The 21,370-nt window shown below is 72.6% G+C and carries 17 protein-coding genes; 5 read left to right on the top strand and 12 right to left on the bottom strand.

From position 1 onward, the window contains the following. Nucleotides 1-2: 2 nt before the first annotated feature. From RM788_RS48150 to RM788_RS48100, 11 genes are all read right to left on the bottom strand, one after another. A complete protein-coding gene (locus RM788_RS48150; protein WP_315927950.1) occupies nt 3-1,289 on the bottom strand; it encodes an ATP-grasp domain-containing protein in 1,287 nt (428 codons plus the stop codon). Further along, nucleotides 1,286-2,482 carry an MFS transporter gene (locus RM788_RS48145; RefSeq protein ID WP_315927948.1) on the bottom strand — a complete coding sequence of 399 codons (1,197 nt, stop codon included), beginning with the start codon at nt 2,480-2,482 and terminating at the stop codon, nt 1,286-1,288. The genes RM788_RS48150 and RM788_RS48145 overlap by 4 nt, the downstream gene beginning before the upstream one ends. Then, on the bottom strand, nt 2,479-3,711 hold the full coding sequence (locus tag RM788_RS48140; RefSeq protein ID WP_315927946.1) for an ATP-grasp domain-containing protein: 1,233 nt from the start codon (nt 3,709-3,711) through the stop codon (nt 2,479-2,481). The genes RM788_RS48145 and RM788_RS48140 overlap by 4 nt, the downstream gene beginning before the upstream one ends. Then, entirely contained in the window at nt 3,708-4,067 is a 360-nt protein-coding gene (locus tag RM788_RS48135; RefSeq protein ID WP_315927944.1) for a hypothetical protein, read from the bottom strand. Before RM788_RS48135 ends, RM788_RS48140 begins: the two co-directional genes overlap by 4 nt. Nucleotides 4,068-4,096: 29 nt before the next feature. Further along, entirely contained in the window at nt 4,097-4,885 is a 789-nt protein-coding gene (locus RM788_RS48130; RefSeq protein ID WP_315927942.1) for a YqcI/YcgG family protein, read from the bottom strand. A 497-nt stretch (nt 4,886-5,382) separates the two neighbouring features. Next, nucleotides 5,383-6,639 (bottom strand): aminotransferase class I/II-fold pyridoxal phosphate-dependent enzyme, encoded by a 1,257-nt coding sequence (locus RM788_RS48125; RefSeq protein ID WP_315927940.1) that lies wholly within the window; start codon nt 6,637-6,639, stop codon nt 5,383-5,385. Beyond that, nucleotides 6,636-7,484 (bottom strand): class I SAM-dependent methyltransferase, encoded by an 849-nt coding sequence (locus tag RM788_RS48120; RefSeq protein WP_315927938.1) that lies wholly within the window; start codon nt 7,482-7,484, stop codon nt 6,636-6,638. The genes RM788_RS48125 and RM788_RS48120 overlap by 4 nt, the downstream gene beginning before the upstream one ends. Then, nucleotides 7,481-8,542, bottom strand: coding sequence for an adenine nucleotide alpha hydrolase family protein (locus RM788_RS48115; RefSeq protein ID WP_315927936.1), 1,062 nt, complete (start codon nt 8,540-8,542; stop codon nt 7,481-7,483). Before RM788_RS48115 ends, RM788_RS48120 begins: the two co-directional genes overlap by 4 nt. Before the next feature lie 35 nt (nt 8,543-8,577). After that, on the bottom strand, nt 8,578-10,011 hold the full coding sequence (locus tag RM788_RS48110; protein ID WP_315927933.1) for a glutamate--tRNA ligase: 1,434 nt from the start codon (nt 10,009-10,011) through the stop codon (nt 8,578-8,580). Further along, nucleotides 10,008-11,975, bottom strand: a complete 1,968-nt coding sequence (locus RM788_RS48105; RefSeq protein ID WP_315927931.1) for a B12-binding domain-containing radical SAM protein — start codon at nt 11,973-11,975, stop codon at nt 10,008-10,010. The genes RM788_RS48110 and RM788_RS48105 overlap by 4 nt, the downstream gene beginning before the upstream one ends. After that, the gene (locus RM788_RS48100; protein WP_315927929.1) at nt 11,972-13,177 is read right to left on the bottom strand and encodes a cytochrome P450; all 1,206 of its coding nucleotides are present in this window, start codon (nt 13,175-13,177) and stop codon (nt 11,972-11,974) included. Before RM788_RS48100 ends, RM788_RS48105 begins: the two co-directional genes overlap by 4 nt. Before the next feature lie 463 nt (nt 13,178-13,640). Here RM788_RS48100 and RM788_RS48095 point away from each other — a divergent pair, with 463 nt between their 5' ends. The 5 genes from RM788_RS48095 (at nt 13,641) to RM788_RS48075 (ending at nt 18,889) form a co-directional block, all read left to right on the top strand. Continuing rightward, on the top strand, nt 13,641-15,161 hold the full coding sequence (locus tag RM788_RS48095; RefSeq protein ID WP_315927927.1) for a class I adenylate-forming enzyme family protein: 1,521 nt from the start codon (nt 13,641-13,643) through the stop codon (nt 15,159-15,161). Next, nucleotides 15,158-16,324, top strand: a complete 1,167-nt coding sequence (locus RM788_RS48090) for an ABC transporter transmembrane domain-containing protein (RefSeq protein WP_315927925.1) — start codon at nt 15,158-15,160, stop codon at nt 16,322-16,324. The genes RM788_RS48095 and RM788_RS48090 overlap by 4 nt, the downstream gene beginning before the upstream one ends. After that, on the top strand, nt 16,312-17,079 hold the full coding sequence (locus RM788_RS48085) for an ABC transporter ATP-binding protein (protein ID WP_315927923.1): 768 nt from the start codon (nt 16,312-16,314) through the stop codon (nt 17,077-17,079). Before RM788_RS48090 ends, RM788_RS48085 begins: the two co-directional genes overlap by 13 nt. Further along, nucleotides 17,076-18,068, top strand: a complete 993-nt coding sequence (locus tag RM788_RS48080) for an amino acid--tRNA ligase-related protein (protein ID WP_315927922.1) — start codon at nt 17,076-17,078, stop codon at nt 18,066-18,068. Before RM788_RS48085 ends, RM788_RS48080 begins: the two co-directional genes overlap by 4 nt. A gap of 74 nt (nt 18,069-18,142) precedes the next feature. Further along, a complete protein-coding gene (locus RM788_RS48075) occupies nt 18,143-18,889 on the top strand; it encodes an AMP-binding protein (RefSeq protein ID WP_315927920.1) in 747 nt (248 codons plus the stop codon). Here RM788_RS48075 and RM788_RS48070 read toward each other — a convergent pair. Further along, complete coding sequence (locus RM788_RS48070; protein ID WP_315927918.1) at nt 18,799-21,315, bottom strand: DUF4132 domain-containing protein; 2,517 nt, start codon at nt 21,313-21,315, stop codon at nt 18,799-18,801. The genes RM788_RS48075 and RM788_RS48070 overlap by 91 nt on opposite strands. Nucleotides 21,316-21,370: the final 55 nt, after the last annotated feature.

The following is a 21,370-nucleotide window of genomic DNA, read 5'->3' as shown; positions in this document are numbered from 1 at the left end:
CGTCAGGCCTGGTCGAGAGGCCGGACGTCGAGGTGCAGCTGGGACAGCACCTCGTCGGCGATGTGGTGGATGCCCGCCGGGTGGTTCTCCGGGTCGTAGGGGCCCCACACCGACAGCAGGCCGCAGATGTCGAAGCCGTGCGGGGCCGAGCGGACCGTCTCGCCGCGCTTGGCGAGGGCGTAGTACTCGCGGAACGACGGCGAGTACCGGGCGTCGCCCGCCCAGTTCTCCTCCACGACACCGTCGCGGTAGACGAACTTGATGCACGTGGCGAGCCTGCCGGGGTGGCGCTGCTCGGCCAGCCCGGTGGCGGCGGGCCCTTCGCCGAACGCCGCGAGCAGGAACAGCTCCACGAGGTCGACGGCGTGCACGTCGCGGACGTGGCGGTAGACGTGGCCGCCGCTGATGCGGGTGCTGAACTCGACGATCCGGTAGCCGCCGTCGGCGCCCTGGCGGAACTCGGCGTTGAGCAGGGCGACGCCGATGTCCAGCGAGCGCGCGAGGTCCTCCATGACGGCGGTGATCTCGGCTTCCACGGCGGCGTCGCCGTGCGGCAGGACGTAGAGGTCCTCCTCGAACCACGGCGGGTGCGGCAGCTGCTTGGTGTTCACGCCGCCGAGGTGGAACCTGCCGTCGATCACCACGCCGTCGCAGGTGACCTCGCGGCCGGGCAGGTACTCCTCGACCAGCGCCCACTTCTCCGGCATGGCGTCGTAGAAGTTGCCCTCGCCGGACGCCGCCAGCTCGGCGATCCCGTCGAGCACCTCCGGGATCCGGGCCGGGTCGCCCACCAGCTCCACGTGCGTGCTGCTGGCGCCGCGGCTGGGCTTCACGATGCACGGCAGCCCGAGCGGCGCGATCAGCGCCGGGTCCACGTCGCGGTCGCCGACCTCCACGAAACCGGGCGACGGCAGGCCGTGGGCGGCCATGTGCCTGCGCTGCAACGTCTTGTCCCGCGCGATCGCGTCGGCCTCGGGGCGGCTCCAGGCCACGCCGTGCGCGGCGTTGGCCAGGCCGACGGCGACGATGTCGGTCTCCTGGAACGTGATCGCGAAGTCCGAGCCGGTCTCGCGCAGCGCCACCGCGACCAGGTCGGCGAACGCGTCGGTGGACAGCCCGGCGCCGATGAGCCGGACGGTCGAGTAGCGCGGGTCGTCCCGCGCCGACTTGTCCTCGGTCACCAGGTGGATCGTCAGTCCCAGCCGGAACATCGTGTCCACGTGGTCGTACCTGATCTGCAACCCGGTCCGCATGACCAGGACCACGTGGCGGTTGACCAGCGACGTCATTTCCAAACCTTCCAGATCATGAGGATGCCCGCGCACACGACGACGGTGACGACGGCGATGCCCCACCACAGCCCGGACGGGCTCAACGCGTAGACGGCCGTGCCGAGCGCGGGCCCGAGGGTGAAGCCGAGGCTCTGGCAGGTGGCGAGCATGCCCTGGTAGCGCCCGGTGGCCCCCGGCGGCGAGAGCTCGGCCACGGCGGCGTTGGCCACCGGCGCGAACACCATCTCCCCGATCGTGAAGACGATGAACGCGGGCACCACCAGGATCGCGACCTTGCCGAGCCCCGCGACCACCAGGCCCGCCGACATCAGCGCGACACCGGCGACCACCGGCACCCGCCACGGCAGCTTGCGCGTGACGGAGCTGATCGGCAGCTCGCCGATGATCACCAGGAAGCCGTTGAGCGCCAGCAGGAGGCCGTAGAAGCTGGCCGGGCTGCCCGCCTCCGACAGCTGGAGCGGCATGGTCGACATGTGCTGGGCGTAGATGGACGCGACCACGAACAGCAGCAGGCACAGCAGCACCACGCCGCGGTGGCCGCGGACCGGGACGGCGGGATCGCCGGGCTCCGGTTCCGCCGCGACGGGTTCCGCGGCCGTGCCCCGCCCGCGCAGCCCGATCAGGATGACCAGCCCGCACAGCGCGCAGGTGGCGGCGTCGATCAGGAACAGCGCGGTGTAGGAGCGGGTGGCGACGAGACCGGCGATCAACGGCCCGAGCGCGGCGCCGACGTTGAGCGCCAGCCGGAAGAACGCGAAGATCGGCACCCGGTCGACCGGGTCGCTGTTGCGCACCAGCAGCGCGGACGCGGCGGGCACGTAGGACTGGCCGAAGAACCCGACCAGGCACACCCCCACGACGACGAGCGCCGTGTCCGGGGCCACCGCGAGCAGCGCGAGGGACGCCGCGGAGCCGGTCATCGAGGCGACCAGCGACCCGCGGTGGCCCACCCGGTCGGCCAGCCACCCGCCGCCGAGCGAGCCCGCCATGCCTGCCGCGCCGATGGCGACCAGCACGAGCGGCAGTTCGGCCGCGGTGAACCCGCGGTCGACGAGGAACAGCGTCGCGAACGTGGAGAAGAACGAGCCGACCCGGTTGACGAAGACCCCGACGATCAGGATCCACACCTGGGCGGGCGCCCCCATGACCACCGCGAGCACGGACCGCGGCTTGGTGGACGGAGCGGTCACCGGGCGGTCCCGGCCACGGCCAGTTCGTCGGCGTCGACCTCGACACCCGTGGAGATCTCCAGCGCGGCGTCGAGCGCGGCCTCCCGGCTCGCACCGGTCACGACCACGACGGCGAGCCGGGACATGTACCCGCGCGGCGGGAGCAGCAGTTCGGCGCCCACCGAGCCCAGCACCGCGAAGGAGTCCAGTTCCGGACGTTCCGCGAGCGCGTCGGGCAGCGCGATGCCGTTGAGCCGGATGTCGGTGGCCGGGTAGAGGAACCGCACCGCGGCCGACCCGAGATCCCGGCGGTCGATCGCGGGTGCGTCGCCCAGCGCGATGTCGGCCGCGGCGGACGCCAGGTCCACGCCGTGGGCGAGCAGGCCGAGGTAGGGGATGAGGTCGCCGCCGAGCCGGGCGTTCAGTTCGATGATCCTCGGCCCGTCCGGACCGAGGCGGACCTCGGTGTGCGTGACGACGTCGTCCAGGCCCGCCAGCGCGTGCGCCTTCCGGACCAGGTCGTACACCTCCGGCGGGGCCAGCGCGTCGGGCGCGGGCACCACGTGGCCGATCTCCTCGAAGTACGGGGCCAGGCCCGTCTGCTTCTCGGCCACCACCAGCGGGGTGGTCACGCCGCCGAACGTCACCGAGTCGACGCTGATCTCCGGGCCGTCGACGTACTCCTCGATCAGCACCCCGTCGTAGCGGGACTTGACGATCCCGACCCTGGCCGAGGTCGCGACCTCGAACGCCGCGTCGACCTCGTCGTCGGTCGTCACCATGGCGACGCCCGCGCTGCCGCCGAGCGCCCTCGGCTTGAACACGGCGGGCAGTCCGACGGACCTGAGCACCTCGCGCGCCTGCTCGGGCGTCTCCGCGACCCCGAAGCGGATGGGCGCGAGGCCCGACTCCTGTTGCAGGGCGCGGAAAGCGCTCTTGTCCTTGACCGCGCGCACGGCGTCGACACCGGGGCCGCGGAAGCCGAGTTCCGCAGTCAGCCGGGCCGTCAGCTCCACGTACCGCTCGTCGTAGGTGAGCAGCCCGTCCGCGGTGACGTCGCGGACCGCCGCCAGCACGGCCTCGTGGTCGGAGAGGTCGACCAGCAGCGAGTCCGCGAGGTAGGCGGTCTCCCAGCGCGGCGGGGCGTCCGACACCAGGACGATGTCGGCCTTGCGGGAGATGGCGCGCAGCGCGTACTCGCGGAACGCGGCTCCCCCGCTTCCGATCAGGACCAAGCGCTTGTTCGTCACGTCGCCGGGTGCTTCGCTTCGGGCAGGAAGGTGGTCTCGGCGGTCTGGCCGGCGTCCGGGGCGATCAGGTAGACGCAGCCGCCCTCGCCCGCGGTGGAGCCGTGCACGGTGTTGGCGGGCAGCTGGAGCTTCGAGTTGGGGCCGCACGAGTGCCGGCGCACCTCGCCGTCCTGGAGCCAGAACACGTTCAGCACGCCGTCGATGACGAACAGCGTCTCGTCGATGCTGTGCCGGTGCCAGTTGTGGGTCTTGCCCTCCTGGTCGTGCTGCACCTCGAAACTGCCCTGCGCGGGCAGGAACGCGGTGATCCGATCGGTCAACGGGACTTCGGGCTCGATGGTGATGGTGGGTGACATGCCTGACTCCTCGGTGCGGTGAACGTGAATTATGAGGTTGGCTCGGAAATCTTCGCGTGGGCGATCGGGCACCTGGCTCCGGGCGGGTTCGGCTCGTTGTCGTCGGAGAGGAAGTACTGCTCCCACTCCTTGTTCCCCGCCTCGCCGAAACTGCCCAGCAGCGGCGTCCGCTCCGCCGTGTCGTATTTCGCCAGGCGATCGCGGATCACCTTGCGCGCGTTGTCACCGGTCGCCGTGCCGCCCTTGAGGTCGTCGAAGACGAACCGCGGCTGGAAGGTGATCGCGAAGTATTCGAAGTACCTGCTGCGCCGGTCGACGTGGTAGGGCGTGTTCGCCACCACGAACATGGGCGTCGAGTTGTAGGAGTACTCCCACGTGGGGTCGTCGAAGTCCTGCGAGATGTCCTCCGGCCACGTCGCCATGTCCGTCGCGCTCACGTCGCGCAGCAGCGACCAGAAGTGCTCGCGGTGCTTCTCCATCGAGTCCAGCCGCGGGTCGAACTCGAAGAAGCAGACCAGCGACGTGCGGCGGCCGAGGCTCTCCGCGATGTCCGTGAACTGGCGCAACGCCTCCGCGAGAACGGGTACGCGCTGGCTGCCGTTGGGTATGAACGCGTAGCGCAGTGTCTCCTTGCGCACGGCGTCCACCCCGAACACGCACGGGAACAGGTTGGTGCTGTCGAGCATCCGCTCGTTGAACAGCTGCGCCGCCAGCACCGGCCACGAGCCGGGGGGCGTGGTGGCCGGGGAGACCAGCAGGTTCCCTTCCGGGCGGCCGGTCGGGTGGCCGAGCGCGCGCACTTGGGACGACGTCTTCATTCGGAGTGCTCCAGGTTGATCCGCGATATAGGCGCGTTGAATGGAATTATCGGCTTTTCGCATAGGGCGCCCGCCCGCCGGGCATGTCGACATGCCGGGAAACGTCCTGCTTGTTTCCGCGGTGCTCGTTCCTCGGACCCGGGGTTCGTACGTGAAGTGGTGCCCCAGTAGCACGGGTCCGTTCGGTCCATCGGGCTTGCGTCGCTCACGTATTGACCGTTGACGTTCAGTCAGCGGCTTTATTTCCGTTGCCCACGCTATGTTACGGGTCAACCCCGTTCCTATCCGCCAAATGCCTCCACATCCCGAAGTACGGGAGATTCACCCCGAATGCGTGCGGTTGGGTAGCGGCGTGTTCACGCAGCGTGAAAACGTTAGCGGATCGTGTTCACATTTCGAACTTCCGATAGAAGTGCCTAATAGGGGTATCAAGAATGCGCCGGGGGTCGTGGGACGCGGCCTTGACAAAGCCGATTCCACGTCTCCTGGACACCGCTTCAGCCCGAGGTGGTCAGGCCCGCGCCGTCCAGCCGGTCGAGGGCTTCCGCGAGCACGGCCCGCTCCGGCCCGAGGAACAGGCGCAGGTAGCCGGAGTCGTCCCGCTCGGCGACCCGCGCCAGCGGCCACATCTCCGACAGCACGACACCGGCCTCCAGCACGCACCGCCGCGCGTGGCCGTGGTCGCCCTCCGGGACGGGGAACGACAGGTACGGCGCGGCGGGTCCGGTCACGATCCGCCGGTCGGGCACCCCGGCGGCGCGCAGCCTGCCCACGACGTACTCCCGCTTGGCCCGGCACGCCTCGCGCTCGGCCCTCAGGAACGCCTCGACGCCCCCGGTGTCGGCGAGCCAGTCGGCCATCGCCCACTGGAGCAGCACGCCGTGGTTGTAGGTGTGGTGGGTCCGGGTGACGTTGACGAACTCGTCGAGGAACGCGGGCTCGGCCAGCACCGCGCCGAGCGCCCACCCGTTGCAGTGGAACTGCTTGCCCAGCGAGCGCACGGCCAGCCACGGCGCGGGCGGGTCGGCCTCGCCGAGCAGTTCGTGCAGCAGCGCCGACGCCGACGTGGGCGGCGAGGCGTCGGACACGCCGAAGTAGGCGTCGTCCACGAGGATCGCGGCGGAGGCGTCCAGCGCCAGTTCCAGCAGCGCCCGGCACACCCCCGGCGCCAGGTCGTGCCCCGACGGGTTGTGCTGGGCGTTCACCACGACGACCGCGACGTCACCGCCGTCGGCGGGCCGCCAGGCGCGGATGGCGGCCTCGTCCACGGCGAACCCGTCGGCCCCCAGGCAGTCCAGGTGCTCGACGCGGTAGCCGTACGGCGCGAAGACCCCGGCGTAGTCCCAACTCGGCCCCAGCACCAGCACCGTCCCGCCCGGACGGTGCCCGGCGCCCGCGAGGTGGCGGGCGAAGTCGCACATGGCGCTGCGCGTGCCCGTCCACCCCACCGCCAACTCCCACCGCCCATCGGAGGGCAGGCCCTGGGTCCGCGCGACGTAGTCCCGCAGCGAGCGGCGCAGCCTCGGCAGGCCGTACATCGACATCTGGTAGCCGTGCGCGTGCCCCGGCACGTCCCGCAGCGCCGCCAGCAGCCCGTCCGGCACCCCGCCCCACGGCTCGCCGAGGCTGAGCACGATGGGGTCGCCCGCGGGCGACCCGGCCGCGAGGTACTCCCGCAGCCAGCCGACGTCCCGGAGCCGGTTGGGGGCGACGGAGTCGGTCAGCAGGTCGTCCAGCAGCCGTGCCGAGGTCACGTCGCCACCCGGTGCGAGGTGTGCAGCACCGGTTCGGGGTTCGGGTGGTCGGCCCGGAACAGCAGGATGCTGTACCGGGCGTAGGACAGGTTCTCGTCGAAAAGCCGGTAGAAGTGGGTGAGTCGCTCGGCCAGCGCCGACCGCACCGACGGCGCCACCGCGTCCAGGTGCGGCTGCGCCATCACGCCCTTCACGTAGGCCTCGACGTCGTCGTCGGACCGGCGCTCGTACTCGTAGGTCTCCTCCGCGATCAACGTCGACCGCGGGTGCGCGAACACGTCGACCCAGTAGTCGCGCGAGGTCACCGGCAGCGGGGCGCGGATCGCCTCCTCCACCCGCGCGCGCAACGCCGACGGCGGTTCCCGGTGGTAGTGGATCGGCACCGCCGCCAGCACTCCCCGCGGGGCGAGCACGCGGTAGTACTCCCGGCTCGCGCGGTCGTGGTCGCGCATGAACGACGTGACGTTGCTGCAGAACACGAGCTGGCACGACGCGTCGGCCACCGGGAGCGCGAGCCCGTCCCCCACCACGAACCGCGCGTTGCCGATGCCGTGCCGGGCGGCCTTGGCGGTGGCGAACGCGCAGGACACCGGGTCGACGTCGACGCCGATGACGGGCGCGGTCACCCAGCTGGCCATCTCGATCGTCGTGTACCCGGTGTTGCTGCCGACCTCGATCAGCGGCAGGTCGCCGCGCACCGGGGCCAGCTGGAGCACGCGGCGCACGGTGGCGCCGCCGCCCGAGGGCATGTTGGGCTCGTTCACCAGCGCCACCAGTCGGGAGAAGCCCAGTCCGGCGGCGGACGTCGCGGTGAGTCCGGCCAGCGCCCGGTCCAGCGCGCTCACAGGACCGGCCCCGTCAGGCCGAGTTCCAGCGCCACCGCGCGCACCTGCGGCGCGCGCACCCCGATCCGTTCCATCTTGCCCATCGCGTCCTCTCGCCGCAGGAGCCCGAGGCGCACGTGGTGCGCCAGTTCGTAGGCGTAGGGGTGGAACCCGTGCCTGCGCACGTGGTCGACGATGAGCAGGCCGTTGAGCCTGCAGTTGGTCGAGCAGGAGTCGGTGTCGGCGGGCGCTTCCCAGCCGTGGGACCGCAGTTCCCGCACCACGGCCGCCTCCGAGTAGTCCTGTTCGGCGTAGAGCGGGTTGACCAGGCCCACCGGGTGCGCGCCCGGACCCGGCCGCCACGCCCGCAGCTCGTCGTCGTGCTCGGCGGTGGCCAGCCCGATCGGGTCGAAGTGCCTGCCGATCACGTCCTCCAGGAAAGCGATTCCCACCACCGGTGACGTGGTGAACTGGCCTGCGGTCCACCCGCCGGCGAGCAGCGGGGCGGCGTGCGTCCTGGCGAAGCGGATGCCGATCGACAGCACGAGGCTGATGCAGGACCCGCACGCCGACGTCGAGTACTTCGTGGTCTCCGTGCCGAAGTCGACCTCGAGGCTCGTCCGGTACAGACCGCTGGTGAAGCCCCGGCGCGGCCGGAACAGGACGTGGTCGACGCCGGTGGCGTCCACGATGCGCCGCATGTTCTCCCCGGCCGCGTCGGACAGGAAACCGTTGTCCACGGTCAGGGCGAGCACCTTCAGGCCGTGGTCCTGACTGAGCCGCACGAGCGCGAGCGAGGAGTCCTTGCCGCCGCTGTAGAGCGCCACGCAGTCGTACTGGTGGGCCGGGTCGGCGCCCGCCAGCGCGTCGGCGATGCCGGACCGCACCGCCTCGACCGTCGTGCCGACCCGCTCGTTCTCGTCGCGGCAGTAAGAGCACACGCCGTCGTCGTCGAAGCCGATGCCGGGGAAGGCGGCGGGCAGCACGCACCTCGTGCACACCCGCGGCCCGTAGTCGATGGTCACCTCGCCGTCCGGCGCCGTCGTGATGACCGCTCCCGTCCCGTGCGTCGTCGTCATGGTGCGGTCCTCTCGGTGGTCGGCGGATCGGGCGGTCACCGGGGCGCTCCGGCAGCGATGCGGCGGGCCGCCTCCGCGGGGCCGATCACGCGCACGAGGTCGTCGGGCGCGAGCGGGTGGCCGGGACCGGCGATGAGGCCGACGACGTCGCGGACGGCGTCCCCGTAGGCGACGCGGTGCGCTTCGGCGAGCGCCCGGATCCCGACGGTGAGCGATTGTCCTTCGTGGACGGCGTCGGCCAGCCCGCGCAACGCGTCGGGCGGGATGGTCGCGGTCACCGGGGTGTCCGGGCCGTTGTGCGCGGCCAGCAGCAGGTCCGCGGCCTCGACGGCGGTCGCGGACCGGCCGCGGACCACGTCGACACCCCGTTCGGCGAGGTCCCGCGCGTCCGGCAGCCCGCGAGCCGTCAACGCCTCGACGCAGGCCTCGACGACCTCCGGGCGCGGGGCGTAGGCGCCCACGTGCTTGCGGTTCACCCAGCGCAGCTTGTCGAGCGACTGCGTCACGAACTCCTTGCGGCTGATCCGCCGGTGGTCGAAGAGGTCGACCATCCCGTTGCGGGACAGCAGTTCCCGGTCGTCCGGGTAGCCGAACCCGAGGGTGGCGTAGTAGTTGAGCACCGCTCCCGGCAGGTAGCCCGACGCGCGCAGCTCGTCCAGGTAGAGGCCGTGCCCGCGCGGCAGGAAGCAGTCGCCGATCTCGAACATCGGCGTGCGCACGAGCGGGAAGTGCAGGTAGTGCGGGCGGGGCAGGCCGAGGGCGTCGTGCACCAGCGCCTGCGGGGCCATGTTCGACAGCCCCTCCACGCCGCGGATGACGTGGCTGATCCGCATCGCGGCGTCGTCGACCACGACGGTCAGGTGGTAGGTGGGCCAGCCGTCCGGCCTGCACAGGACGAAGTCGTTGACACCGGCGGCCGACACGGAGACCGGGCCGCGCAGCAGGTCGTGCGACACGACCGTCCCGTCGTCCGGGGTCCGCAGCCGCACCGCGGGACGCACACCGCTCGCCACCGCGGCCCGGCGCTGCGCGGGGTCCAGGTCGCGGCAGCGGCCGTCGTAGGGCAGGTGGGTCGCCCCCGGCCGCCTGGCCGACTCGGCGACGGCGGCGAGCCGGTCGCGGTCGCAGTAGCAGTGGTAGGCGCGCCCTTCGTCGAGCAGGCGGTCGATCGCCGCGTGGTGGAGGTCGCGGCGTTCGGACTGCCGGTAGGGGCCGAAGTCCCCGCCGACGTCCGGACCCTCGTCCCAGTCGAGCCCCAGCCACCGCATCCCGTCCACGTAGGACTCCAGCGCGCCCGGCTGGATCCGGTCCAGGTCGGTGTCGTCGAAGCGCAGCACGAACGCGCCGCCGTAGCGGCGGGCGAACAGCCAGCTGTACAGCACGGTCCTGGTGAAGAACGCCGCGAACGGGATCTCGCCGTTGGGGGCGAACCGCACCCGGACGTCGGCGGGATCCGGTGCGGCGGTCACGACGTCATCCGCTCGGCGGCGGCGACCTGGCCGCGCAGGGCCATCGGCAGGTGCACGCTGCCGTGGTAGACGGCGAGCAGGAACGAGTCCACCGGCACGCCCGCGAAGCCCGACAGGTCCCAGCGCACCCGCGACGCGCCGGACTGGTCGGCCGCGAGCTGCCCCTTGGCGGCCAGCAACGTCGTGAGCCACGGCGGGACCCCGACGTCCACCGTGCCGACCTCGCCCGTCACGCACCGGGCGAACGCCTCGGCCACCGCCCGCTGGAACGCGACGACCTGACCGAACTCGTCGGACGGCAGCGCGGCGACGGCGGGGAGCACGGCACGCAGGTGCCCGGCGGCGGCCGTGACGAACGCGCCCGTCCCGCCGGAGACCGCGAGGTGGCGCAGGATCGCCTGGTAGTGCGGGTGTTCCGGGATGGCGTCGGCGGGCAGGTGCGCGTCGACGAGTTCCCGGTCGAACACCGCCGGGTCCTGCCAGCAGTCGTGGTGGTTCGCGGCGAGCGCCCGCACGACCGGGTCCGCGCACCCGTCGCGGAGGTGGTCGACCAGCAGCGCGCAGGCGTCGACGACCCGGACGCCGCAGCGGTCCTCCAGGTACCACAGCAGCGGCCGCAGCAGGCAGGCGTGGAACAGCGCCAGCGACAGCCGGAAGTCCATGCCCGCGGCCCAGTCCTCCGGCGTCATCCGCGTGTGCCCCACGACGAACTCGGCCAGCATCTCCCGGTGGGTGAACTGGTAGGGCAGCGCGCGGGTGCGCACCTCGTGCTCGGCGCGGAACGTCGTGGTCGTGTACTCGGTGTTGTTCAGCAGCAGCAACGGGTACACCACCGGGAAGCCCCCGCTGTCGATGACCGTGTGCACGCCGTCGAGGAACTCCTCCCGCGACTCCCCCGGCAACCCCCAGATCAGCTCCGTGTAGGTGGGCACGCCCATCTCGCGGAACTGCTCCTGCAACCGCCGGTAGTACGCGGGTTTGATGTTGCGCCGGTTGGCGATCCGCAGCACCTCGGTCGAGAACGACTGCGCGGACAGGGTCACCGCGGCGATCAGCCGCCGCGAGTAGAGGATCCGCGCGATCTCCAGCACCCGCGCGTCGGTGTTCTTCGCCCAGTTGGTGAACAGGAACAGCTGCTTGTCGTGGCGGTCCAGCTCGTCCACGAGCCAGCGGGCGATCTCCACGTCCCTGGGCAGCATCCCGAAGTTGGCGTCGGCCAGGAACAGCGTCGCGTGCGACCGGGCGTGGGTCACGATGTGCGTGATCTCCCGCTTCACCCGGTCCAGCGGGAACGTCCGCACCTTCGACTTGGTGGCCCCGCCCCAGTAGCAGAAGGCGCAGGAGAACGGGCAGCCCCGGTTGGTCTCCAGGATGATCACCTTCGAGTCCGCGATCACCGCGTCGGGGTAGACGCCGCTCAGCAGCGGCGACGGGATCGTGGCCAGGTCGGCGATCCGCTGCGCGGGCGCGGTGGTGCGGATCTCCCCCGCCTCGCGGTAGCTGATGCCGGGGACGCCCTCGTTCGGGCGCAGTCCGGCCACGGCCTCCAGCACGGCCCGGAACGTCTCCTCGCCCTCGCCGTGCACCAGCACGTCCACGGCCGCGCCCGCCGGGTCGTCGCGCAGCAGCGCCCCGGTCTGGTGGCTGACCTCGTTGCCGCCCAGGACGACCAGGCACCGCGGCCAGCGCCGCTTGGCCTCGGCGGCGATGGCCAGGCTGATCGAGCGGTTCCAGAAGTACACCGCCAGCGCGACCACGTCCGGCGTTCCGACATCGTCGAGCAGCGCCGGGATCCGGCTCGCCAGGTCGACGTCCTGGTACACGACGCGCTTGTCGAACCGGTACCGGCGGGCCACCTCGGGCGAGGTCTGCGCGGCGGCCTGGAGGTAACCGAGGATCGGGCTGTAGCCGACCCCCGGCATCGCGGTGACCTCGATCAGCAGGCAGCGCAGCGACCGGCTCATCGGACGCGCTCGACGGGAACGCGGTCGAACACGGTGGCCCCGGCCGCGGGCGACATGCGCACGCCGCCCGCGTCGACCCGCAGTCCCGGCGCGTGCGCGTCCACCGCGCGCAGCAGCGCCTCGACGGACCGCCGGGCGAGGTGGGCGCCGAGGCAGTGGTGCGCTCCCCTGCCGAAGGCCACGTGGCCCGTGCCCCGGCCCGCGACGAAGGAGTCCGGGTCGGTGTGCACGGCGGGGTCGCGGTTGGCCGACGCCAGGACGAGCGCGACCCGTTGGCCCGCCTGGAACCGGTGCCCGCGCCACGTCGTGTCGCGGGCGACCGTGCGCGGCGCGTGGTGGAACGGCGTGCTCCGCCGCAGCGCCTCGGCGACGACGTCCTCGGTGGACGATCCTCCCCGGTCGACGCCGGACCGCAGCTGCACGACCGCCGCCGCGATCGTGGTCGCGACCGGCGCCACCCCGCCGGTGAGCAGCTGCGCCATGAGCGCCGCCGCGGTGGTGTCGGTGATGTCGCCATCCGCCCGCGCCCGGCGCAGCGCGGCGGCCACCGGACCCCGCCCTGCCGGCAGGACCTCGTCGCGCACGTGGGCGGTGAACCCGTCGATGGTCCGCGCCGTCGCCAGCAGCAGCGCCAGGTCGACCGGCGAGGTGTGCAGGTAGGCCATGAGCCCCGTCGACCAGCCGCGCAGCGCCTCCAGGTCGGTCGGGGCGAAGCCGAGGAAGTCCGCGGTGACCGCCAGCGCGTAGGGCTCGGCCAGGTCGCGCACGACGTCGAGCGGGGTCGACGCCCCGACCAGCGCCGTGACGGCGCGGACCGCGTGCCCGGCGACGCGCCCCGCGGACTCCTCGACGACGGACCGGGCGAAGGCCGGGCGCAGCAGCGATCGCAGCTCACCGTGCCGCGGCGGGTCGGTGAACACGGGCCACCGGCCGAAGAACCGCTCGACCGAGGCGACCTCCGCGCGCACGGCCGGGTCCGCCGCCGCGACGACCGCGGCGCTGTCGCGCGAGGTGAGCCACGGTTCGCCGAGCAGTTCCACCACGTCGGCGTGCCGGGTCACGAACCACGCGCGCACCAGCGGGTTCCAGTGCACCGGGTCGGTCCGGCGCAGGCGGGCGTACACGGGGTGCGGGTCGAGCCCGAACGCGGGCGAGCGCAACTCCGACGGGTCGACGCGCGACCCGCACACGTCCTGGATCACGATGCGGCACTCCGGGGGCGAGTCATTCGGACACGCGCGCGTCCGCCGCGAAATTGTCGCGCGACGGAACGGACACGATGGAATTCGATCATTTACACAGTAGTCGATTCGCGCCCCGTACGAACGCGCCCGTAGTATCGTCGGGGCCCGATATAGATGTCAAGACAATGCAACTCGGGCTGCCATGGGGTTTCCCTATACCTCCATCAGGAAACCCGGCTAACGATCATTCAAGACGCTGCTACCTGCATAGACATGCCCGTCATGTCCGACCGGAGCGCCCCCGATCCGCGAATGCGGGCGGAATGGGAGCGGCCGAACGGAACCAACCCCGATAGTCGTTTCGGCCTAATCGACGGACATCGCGACAACGCGCTTACGGCACTATTCGCCGTGTTAGCCTGTGCGCCCCAAACATCGCGCCTGCGAGGTCATCGTGTTCGCTTCACAGTCGGCAGCGGGATTGCTGGATAGGATTTCCAAGTTCGCCGACACCTCTCCCGACCGGCTCGCGTTCGTCGTCGCGGGCCCGCACGGCGCGAAGGAGAGCCTCACGTTCGCCGAGCTGGGCGCCTCCGTGAACGCGACGGCCGTCCTCTACTCCACGGCGGGCGTCGGCCCCGGCGACGTGCTGGTCGTCGCGCTGCGCAACAGCGCCTCCTACCTGAGCCTCGTGTTCGGCGCGTGGCGGCGCGGCGTCCCGGTCGTGCTGGTGAGCCCGTGGCTGCCCGCGGAGGACCGGGACCAGCTCCTCGACCTGGTCGCCCGCGAGGTGGGCAGGCCGGTCCTGGCCGACACCCGGCCGCATCGGCGGTACGACACCTTCGTGCCCGGCCCCGCGGGCTCGCTCGACTTCGTGGCGGCGCCCGACGCCGACCGGAGCGGCGGCCCGGCGGTCGCCGAGGACTCCCCCTACCTCTACGTGACCTCGGGCGGCTCCACCGGGCTGCCCAAGATCGTGGAGTACCGGATGCGCTTCGCGGGCGGGAGCAACACCCCGTACGACAAGGCGGGGCTGCGCATCGGCGACCACGGCAGGACCCCCGGCTCGGCGACGAGGCTCATCTGCGGGAACCTGTTCCACACCGGCAACTTCGCGCCCTCGCTGCACGTGCTGCTCACCGGGTCCGCGGTGATCACCATGACGGAGTTCGACCCGGCGCTGATGTGCGATCTCCTGCGCGCGCACGACGTCTACTCGCTGGGAATCACACCACTGCACATGGCCAACGTGCTGACCATGCCCGACCTGGACCGGTCGCTGTTCACCGGCCTGTCCAGGGTCACCCACGGGGCCGCGACCTGTCCCGGCTGGGTGAAGCGGGGCTGGATCGACCTGGTCGGGCCGGAGCGGCTGTTCGAGATCTACTACAGCTCCGAGCTCGGCGGGGCGACCAGCCCGGTCATCGTCAACGGCGTGGAGTGGCTGCGCAGGCCGGGGACCGTCGGCAAGCCCGAGGGCGCGCTCATCCTCGACGACGAGGGGAACCGGGTGGGGCCCGGTGTCGTCGGCGAGGTGTTCTTCCGCGAGGCCCACGGCCGGGCGCACACCTACGTCGGCGACCGCGAACTGCGCACCGCGGGCAGCGCGCCCGGTCACGTCAGCGTCGCGGACCTGGGCTGGCTGGACGAGGACGGTTTCCTGTTCCTCGCGGACCGCACGTCCGACCGGATGGTGATCGCCGGGCACGAGGTGCGGCCCGGCCCGGTCGAGGAGGTCATCAGCGGGCACCCCGACGTCGCGGACGTGGCCGTCGTCGGCCTGGCGGGCGAGGACGGCGAACTGATTCTGCACGCCCTCGTGCAGCCGCGGCCGGGTGCCGTGATGACGGTGGCGCAGGTGCTGGAGCGCTGCCGGGAAGCGCTTTCCCCGCAGGAGGTGCCCGCCGTCGTCCGCTTCACCACGGCGCTCCCGCGCACCGAGGAGGGGAAGATGCGCCGCTCGGTCGTGCGCTCGCTGGCGGGCGCGGAACCGACGACGTGACCACGCCCCCGCCCCGGCGCGACGGCGGCGGTTCCCTGCTCCGGGACCGGGTGCTGCTCCGCCGGGTGGTCGTCTCCACGAAGCCCTACCGCGCCCGGATCCTGGCGCTGCTGCTGCTCGTGCTGCTCGGCACGGTGCTGGCGCTGGGCCAGCCGCTGCTGCTGCGGCTGGTGATCGACGACCTGGGCGCGGGCCGCGGGTTCGGCGCGACGGTCCTCCCGCTGGTCCTCATCGGCGTGGCCGGGCTGGCGGGTGTCGCCGCCACGTTCGCCGCGGCCCGCGTCGCCGACGCCATCGGCCACGGCGTGACCAGCGACCTCCAGCGCAGGCTGTTCGACCGCCTCATCGGCCTGCCGATGCCGTTCTACACCACGGTCCGCTCCGGCACGCTGGTCAGCCGGATCACCAACGACGTGTACGCGTGCGAGCCGCTGTTCACCAGCGTGCTCGCCTCCGCGCTGTCCAGCTCGGTCACCCTGCTCGGCGTCGGTGTCGTGCTGGTCGCCGTGGACCCGCGGCTCGCCCTCGTGCTGCTGCTCGTGCCGCTGGTGCTCTGGCCGGTGCGGCGGTCCGAGGCCAGGATCAACACCGTCATCAGGTCGTCGTTCCGCCACAACGCAGACCTGTCGGCCCACGTCGAGTCGGTGCTCAACCGCGACGGCGTGCTGCTGGCCCGGCAGTCCGGCGCGCTCGACGTCGAGCGGCGGCGGTTCGGGGTGCTCGCCGGGGAGGTCCGGCGCACCGCGCTGCGGCTGGCGTCGTGGCGGGCGGGCATCGGCGCCGCGTACGAGACGGTGTTCACCGCGACGACCACCGCGCTGCTCGCGGGCGGGGCGCTGCTGGTCACCCGCGGCGACGTGTCAGTGGGCACGCTGGTGCTGTTCCTGCTGTACCTCAGGCAGATCCAGGGCCCGGTCAGCACTCTCGTCGGGCTGCGCTACCCGGCGATCCGGGCGGGCGCGGCGTTCGGCCGGGTGTTCGACGTGCTGGACTCCGCCGTGCTGCCGGTGCCGGAGCGGGGTTCGCGTCCGCGTGCGGTCGCCGAGGACGGTGTGGTGCTGCGGTTCCGGGACGTCTCCTTCGAGCACGTCCCGGCGGACGAGGTGTCGATCCCGGCCTGTCCCGCTCCGCGACGGTGTCCGGTCCCGGCATGTTCGGCCTGACCGCCTCCCCGCACCGGGCGCCGGTGGAGGAAAGCGCTGTCCGCCAGGAAGGCCACCGCGTGCTGCGGGGCGTGGACCTCACCATCCGCGCGGGCGAGACCGTCGCCGTCGTCGGGGAGTCGGGCGCGGGCAAGAGCACCATCGCGATGCTGGCCGCCGGGCTGTCCGCCCCGACCGGCGGGGTGGTGGAGGTGCACGGCCGCGACACGCGCGAGATCGCGCTCCACGACCTCGCGCGGACGGTGGCGTTCATCAGCCAGGACACCCACGTCCGCCACGACAGCATCGCGGAGAACCTGCGGTACGTTCGCCCGTCCGCGACGGACGCCGACGTCGAGCGGGCGTGCCGGGCGGCGCAGCTGCACCGGCTGGTCGAGTCGCTGCCCGACGGGTACGACACCGTCATCGGCGAGAAGGGCCACCGGTTCTCCGGCGGGGAGCGGCAGCGGCTGTCCATCGCGCGGGCGCTGCTGAAGGACGCCGACCTCGTCCTGCTCGACGAACCGACCTCCCAGCTGGACGCGGGCACCGAGGACCTGCTCACCGCGTCGCTGGCCGAGCTGTTCGCGGACAAGGCCGTGCTGCTGATGGCGCACCGGCTGCGGACCGTGCGCGACGCGGACCGCATCCTGGTGCTGTCCGGCGGCGTGATCAAGGAGAACGGAACCCACGACGAGCTGCTCGTCGTGCCCGGTGGGCAGTACGCTTCGCTGTACGGCAAGCAGGTCCACCCGACAGCGAAGGGTGGATCATGACCGACACCGCGAGCGCCCTGCGGTACCTGGCCGTGCTGGACGACCCCTGGTACCGCTGCCTGGTCGCCGTGCAGGACCTCGTCTCCTACGAGACCGCGGTCTTCTGGCGGGCGCGGGGGGTGCGGTGCGTGCACCTCCCCATCACGACGAACTCGGTGTCCTCGCCGATGGGGCTGGGCAGCGACTCCCTTCCGGTGCGGGTCGACCTGTTCGGCGTGCCCACCTACCTCGCCGACTCGATGCAGTTCATGCTGGAGTACGGGTGCAGGCTCGCGCCCGGCGGCTGCTACTACCTGATGCCCAGCTTCCGCGGCGAGGCCGCCGACGAGACGCACCTCAACCAGTTCTTCCACAGCGAGGTCGAGATCCAGGGCGGCCTCGACGACGTGATGGCCGCCGCCGACGAGTACGTCCGCCACCTGGCGTCGACCTGCCTGGCCCAGCTCGGCGACGAGCTGGCGCGGGTCGCGGGCGGGATCGCCCACGTCGAGCGGTACCTGGCCACGCCCACCGCGCGGATCACCGTGGACGAGGCCGTCGCGGTGCTCACCGGCCAGGAGGGCTGCGTCGTCGTCAACGGCGACGACCTGTGGCCGACCGTGACGCGCCGGGGCGAGCAGCGGCTGGTGGAACTGCTCGGCCCGTCCGTGTGGCTGACCCACTTCGACCACCGGGCGGTGCCGTTCTACCAGGCGCACGACCACACCGGGACCAGGGCGCTCAACGCCGACCTGCTGCTCGGTCCCGGCGAGGTGGTCGGCTGCGGCGAGCGGCACGTGACCGGCGACCAGGTCCGCGACTCCCTGCGAGCGCACGCCGTGGCCGAGGGCGACTACGGCTGGTACGTCGACCTGAAGTCCGCGTACCCGTTGCGCACCAGCGGTTTCGGCCTCGGGGTCGAGCGGCTGGTGATGTGGCTGATGGCGTGCCCGGACATCCGCCGCACCCAGCTCGTCGAGCGCTACAACGGGGTGCTCACGACCCCCTGACCCGCGTGGCACTCATTCGCCAACCCTCCGCCGGTACCGGTGCCGTCGGGTTGACCTGTCACCGGAGGCGCTCCATGCTTCCGCGGGATCGGCGAGCGCGGATGCGGTGGGGGCGGACTTTGCGGGACGACCGGGTGGAACGGGCGCTGTTCGAGGCCGCGGCGCCGGACGCGGTCGCGCTGGCCGTCGAGGACGACTCGGTGACCTACCGGGACCTCAACGCCCGCGCGAACCGCCTCGCCCACCACCTCATCGGGCTGGGTGTCGGCCCCGGTGACGTGGTCGCGGTCGTTTGTGGACGGACGGTGGACGGCGTCGCCGGGCTGCTCGCCGTCCTCAAGACGGGCGCCGACTTCCTGTCCGTCGACGTGGAGCTGCCGCTGGCGCGCATCGCGGCCATGCTCGGCGACACCCGGCCGAAAGCGACCCTGGCGACCCGCGTGACGGCGGGGTTCCTGGGTTCCGCGGTGGGCACGTGCGTCGTCGTGGACCGCCCCGACACGGCTCGGACGATCGACGGCCGGTCGGACCTGGATCCGACCGACGCCGACCGCGTCCGCCCGCTGCCGCCCGCCCCGATGCCCGGCGGAGCGGTCGCCGGGCACGTGTGGTCGGCCGGGGCGGGCCGCCGCGTCCGGCTGTTCACCTCCCCCATGGCCGAGGTGGTCGCGGCGCTGGCCTCGGGCGCCGCGCTCGTGCTCGCACCGGCCGTCACGGGCGGGCCCGCCGATCAATCCCGCAGGCCGGTCAACTCGGCCAGCACCTCCGACGCCGACACGGGGTCGAGGTCGCCGAAGGTGCCTTCGAGCACGCCGACCTGACGGAGGGTCTGCACCGGGTCCTCGTCCGGCGCACCCCTCACGATCCCCGGATCCAGGACGATCCCGACCACGCGGCCGCCCGGCAGCGGCCTGGCCATCGTCCGCTCGATCCCCGCGCCCTCCACCGCCCCGCGTTCCCAGGCCCCCGCGGTCAGGCCCAGCAGCCTGCCGACCTCGACCCGGACCCCGTCGAACCTGTCCAGGTTCCGGGATGACAGCTCGGCCTCGTCCAGCCGGAACACCGGCCGCTCCAACTGCCGGAAGGGTTGCAGGATCGCGTAGTCGGCGAACACGTCCGCCCAGGCCTTCACGTCGTCGCCCAGGCCGACCGGGTGCGCCACCCCGACCAGCGCGTCCTCCGGCAGGTCGAACGCGTCGTCGCGCACGTCGGCCACCGTGCCGTCCTCGGCCACCCGGAACGGGCGCCCGTCCTCGACGACCCACACCAGCCGCCGCACGAGGTGCCGCAGCAGCGGATGCCCGACCAGCAGGGTCCGGAACTCGGCGGCGGGCCACCGGCGCGAGACCACCATCGCCTGCTCCAGCCTGGTGATCTGGTCGTCCGCGACCGCGCGCACGTCCTTCTTGAGCTGCCCGAACCGCTTGTGCTCGGCGGGGGCGACCTCCCCGTCGTCCTTCGCGCCCGGCCTCGGCAGGTCCTTGAGCCGCCTGCCGCCCTCGTCCAGCACGAACGGCCTCAGCCGCTCGTCGAACCCGACCGCGAACCGCCGCGTCCCGTAGTCGACCGCCAGAACGGCCGCGTCGTCGAGCCCGAGGTCGGGCACCAGCCGGTCGGCCAACCGCTCGGGACTCAACCCGAGCCCGGCCGCCACGTCCAGGATCCGCTCCCGCGCCCGTTTCCTCAAGCCCGCGTACTTCACCCGCCGCGCGATCCCGTCCAACGCAGCCAGGGCCGAGTCCGTGCCGATCGCCGCCAGCACCTCCAGGCCCGTCACCGCCCGCTTGTGCTGCCCCTCACCGGGCCACGCCCGGATCAACGGCGTCAGCCCGCGCACCACCCCGTCGTCCCCCAGCGCGCCGAGGGCGGTGAACACCCAGCCGTCGTTCAGCGGCATCCCGTCGGCCCGCCACAGCTCGAACAGCTCCCACGCGAAGCGCGCCAACGACGCCGCGTCGCACACCTCGCGCACCGCCGCCAGTTCGGTCGTGGCCTTCGCCGCCAGCAGGGTCAGCAGCCGCTCCACGGCCTCCACCGGCAGCGCCCGCCCGTCCGCGGACAGCAGCACCGGCGGCAGCGCGTTCACCTGCGCCCACCTGCCCGGCGCGGGCCCCTTGCGCGGCACCGCCAGGACGGCGGGCAGCGCGGACACCGGCGCCACCTCGATCCCCGACCGCTCGGCCCGCATCCGCTCGACCAGCGCGCGCACGTCGTCGGGCAGCTCGACCCGGTCGGCCAGGTCGAGGTGGCCCTTGAGGTGGCTCTCCAGCAACGGCCTGGCGGGCGCGCCCCCGGCCGCGAACCGCTCCAGCGCCAGCGCCGGGTACCGGCGGGCCATGTCGAGCACGGTGGCGCGCACCCGCTTACCGGCCAGCCGCGCCACCAGCGCGTCGAACGCCCCCGCCGTCGGGAACTCCGCCAGCGTCCCCAGGAGCAGATCGCGGAAAGCGCTCTCCAGATCGGGGCCGAGCACCGACGCGAGCGCCGGGGCCACGGCGGGACCGACGCCGTCGACCACCGTGCGGAGCACTTCCGGGTCCTGCAAGGACTGCGCCGCACCGCCAGCCAGCGCCCGCTCCACCTGGGCGACCGTGCCGGAGGACTGGAGGAGCGACACGCGCAGGTGCTTGAGCAGGAACACGGGCGCCTTCGTCCGCTCCACCTCGTCGAAAGCCCCGTCCACCCATTCCCCGTTGCCGGGGAACAGGTACGCGGCGGCCACGAGCGAACGGAGGTCGACGCGGTGCGGCCCCACCGCCGCCATCGCGGCCTCGTGCTCGGCCTCGGACGCCCCGGCCAGCAGCTCGCGCACCCGCCGCAGGAAGCCCGCGGCGACGCGGTAGTTCTGCAGCGTCCGCCGCAGCACGGAGGGCAGCTTCCCGTACACGTCCCGGTGCACCTCGACGCCGTAGCCCTCGACGGCGGCACGAGCGGCGAACGGCAACCCGTGCGCGTGCGCCCACGCGTCCCCCACCTCGGGCCCGGCCTCCGCCAGCGCGGCCACCGCCGCCGCGCCGACCGGCGTCACCACGCCCGCCAGGTGGTCGCGGGCGGCCGCGACCAGCTCCTGATCGCCGACCGGGTTGGCCAGCACCGCCTCCACCTCGCCCGGCACGGCCTCCACCGCCTCGACGGCCGCCCCGCCCACCACCCTCCCGCCACGCCGCACGTGCACGTGCGGCCACCAGTCTTCGGGCATCGTGAACGCGGAACCCTCCGGCTCACCACCAAGTTCCCAGCCAGGCACGTCGTCGTCCTCTCCAGTCGGTGTCGCAGACCCTATTGCCGGGGTCCGACAGAAC

It is taken from the genome of Umezawaea sp. Da 62-37 (assembly GCF_032460545.1).
Classification (GTDB): Bacteria; Actinomycetota; Actinomycetes; order Mycobacteriales; family Pseudonocardiaceae; genus Umezawaea.
Note: the sequence above shows the minus strand (reverse complement) of the source record. Positions and strands in the feature narration are given on the sequence as shown.

Excerpts from the sequence above, each read along its gene's own strand:
- RM788_RS48150 (WP_315927950.1), bottom strand. The coding sequence starts at position 1,289 with ATGACGTCGCTGGTCAACCGCCACGTGGTCCTGGTCATGCGGACCGGG.
- RM788_RS48135 (WP_315927944.1), bottom strand. The coding sequence starts at position 4,067 with ATGTCACCCACCATCACCATCGAGCCCGAAGTCCCGTTGACCGATCGG.
- RM788_RS48130 (WP_315927942.1), bottom strand. The coding sequence starts at position 4,885 with ATGAAGACGTCGTCCCAAGTGCGCGCGCTCGGCCACCCGACCGGCCGC.
- RM788_RS48115 (WP_315927936.1), bottom strand. The coding sequence starts at position 8,542 with ATGACGACGACGCACGGGACGGGAGCGGTCATCACGACGGCGCCGGAC.
- RM788_RS48105 (WP_315927931.1), bottom strand. The coding sequence starts at position 11,975 with ATGAGCCGGTCGCTGCGCTGCCTGCTGATCGAGGTCACCGCGATGCCG.
- RM788_RS48085 (WP_315927923.1), top strand. The coding sequence starts at position 16,312 with ATGTTCGGCCTGACCGCCTCCCCGCACCGGGCGCCGGTGGAGGAAAGC.
- RM788_RS48080 (WP_315927922.1), top strand. The coding sequence starts at position 17,076 with ATGACCGACACCGCGAGCGCCCTGCGGTACCTGGCCGTGCTGGACGAC.
- RM788_RS48075 (WP_315927920.1), top strand. The coding sequence starts at position 18,143 with ATGCTTCCGCGGGATCGGCGAGCGCGGATGCGGTGGGGGCGGACTTTG.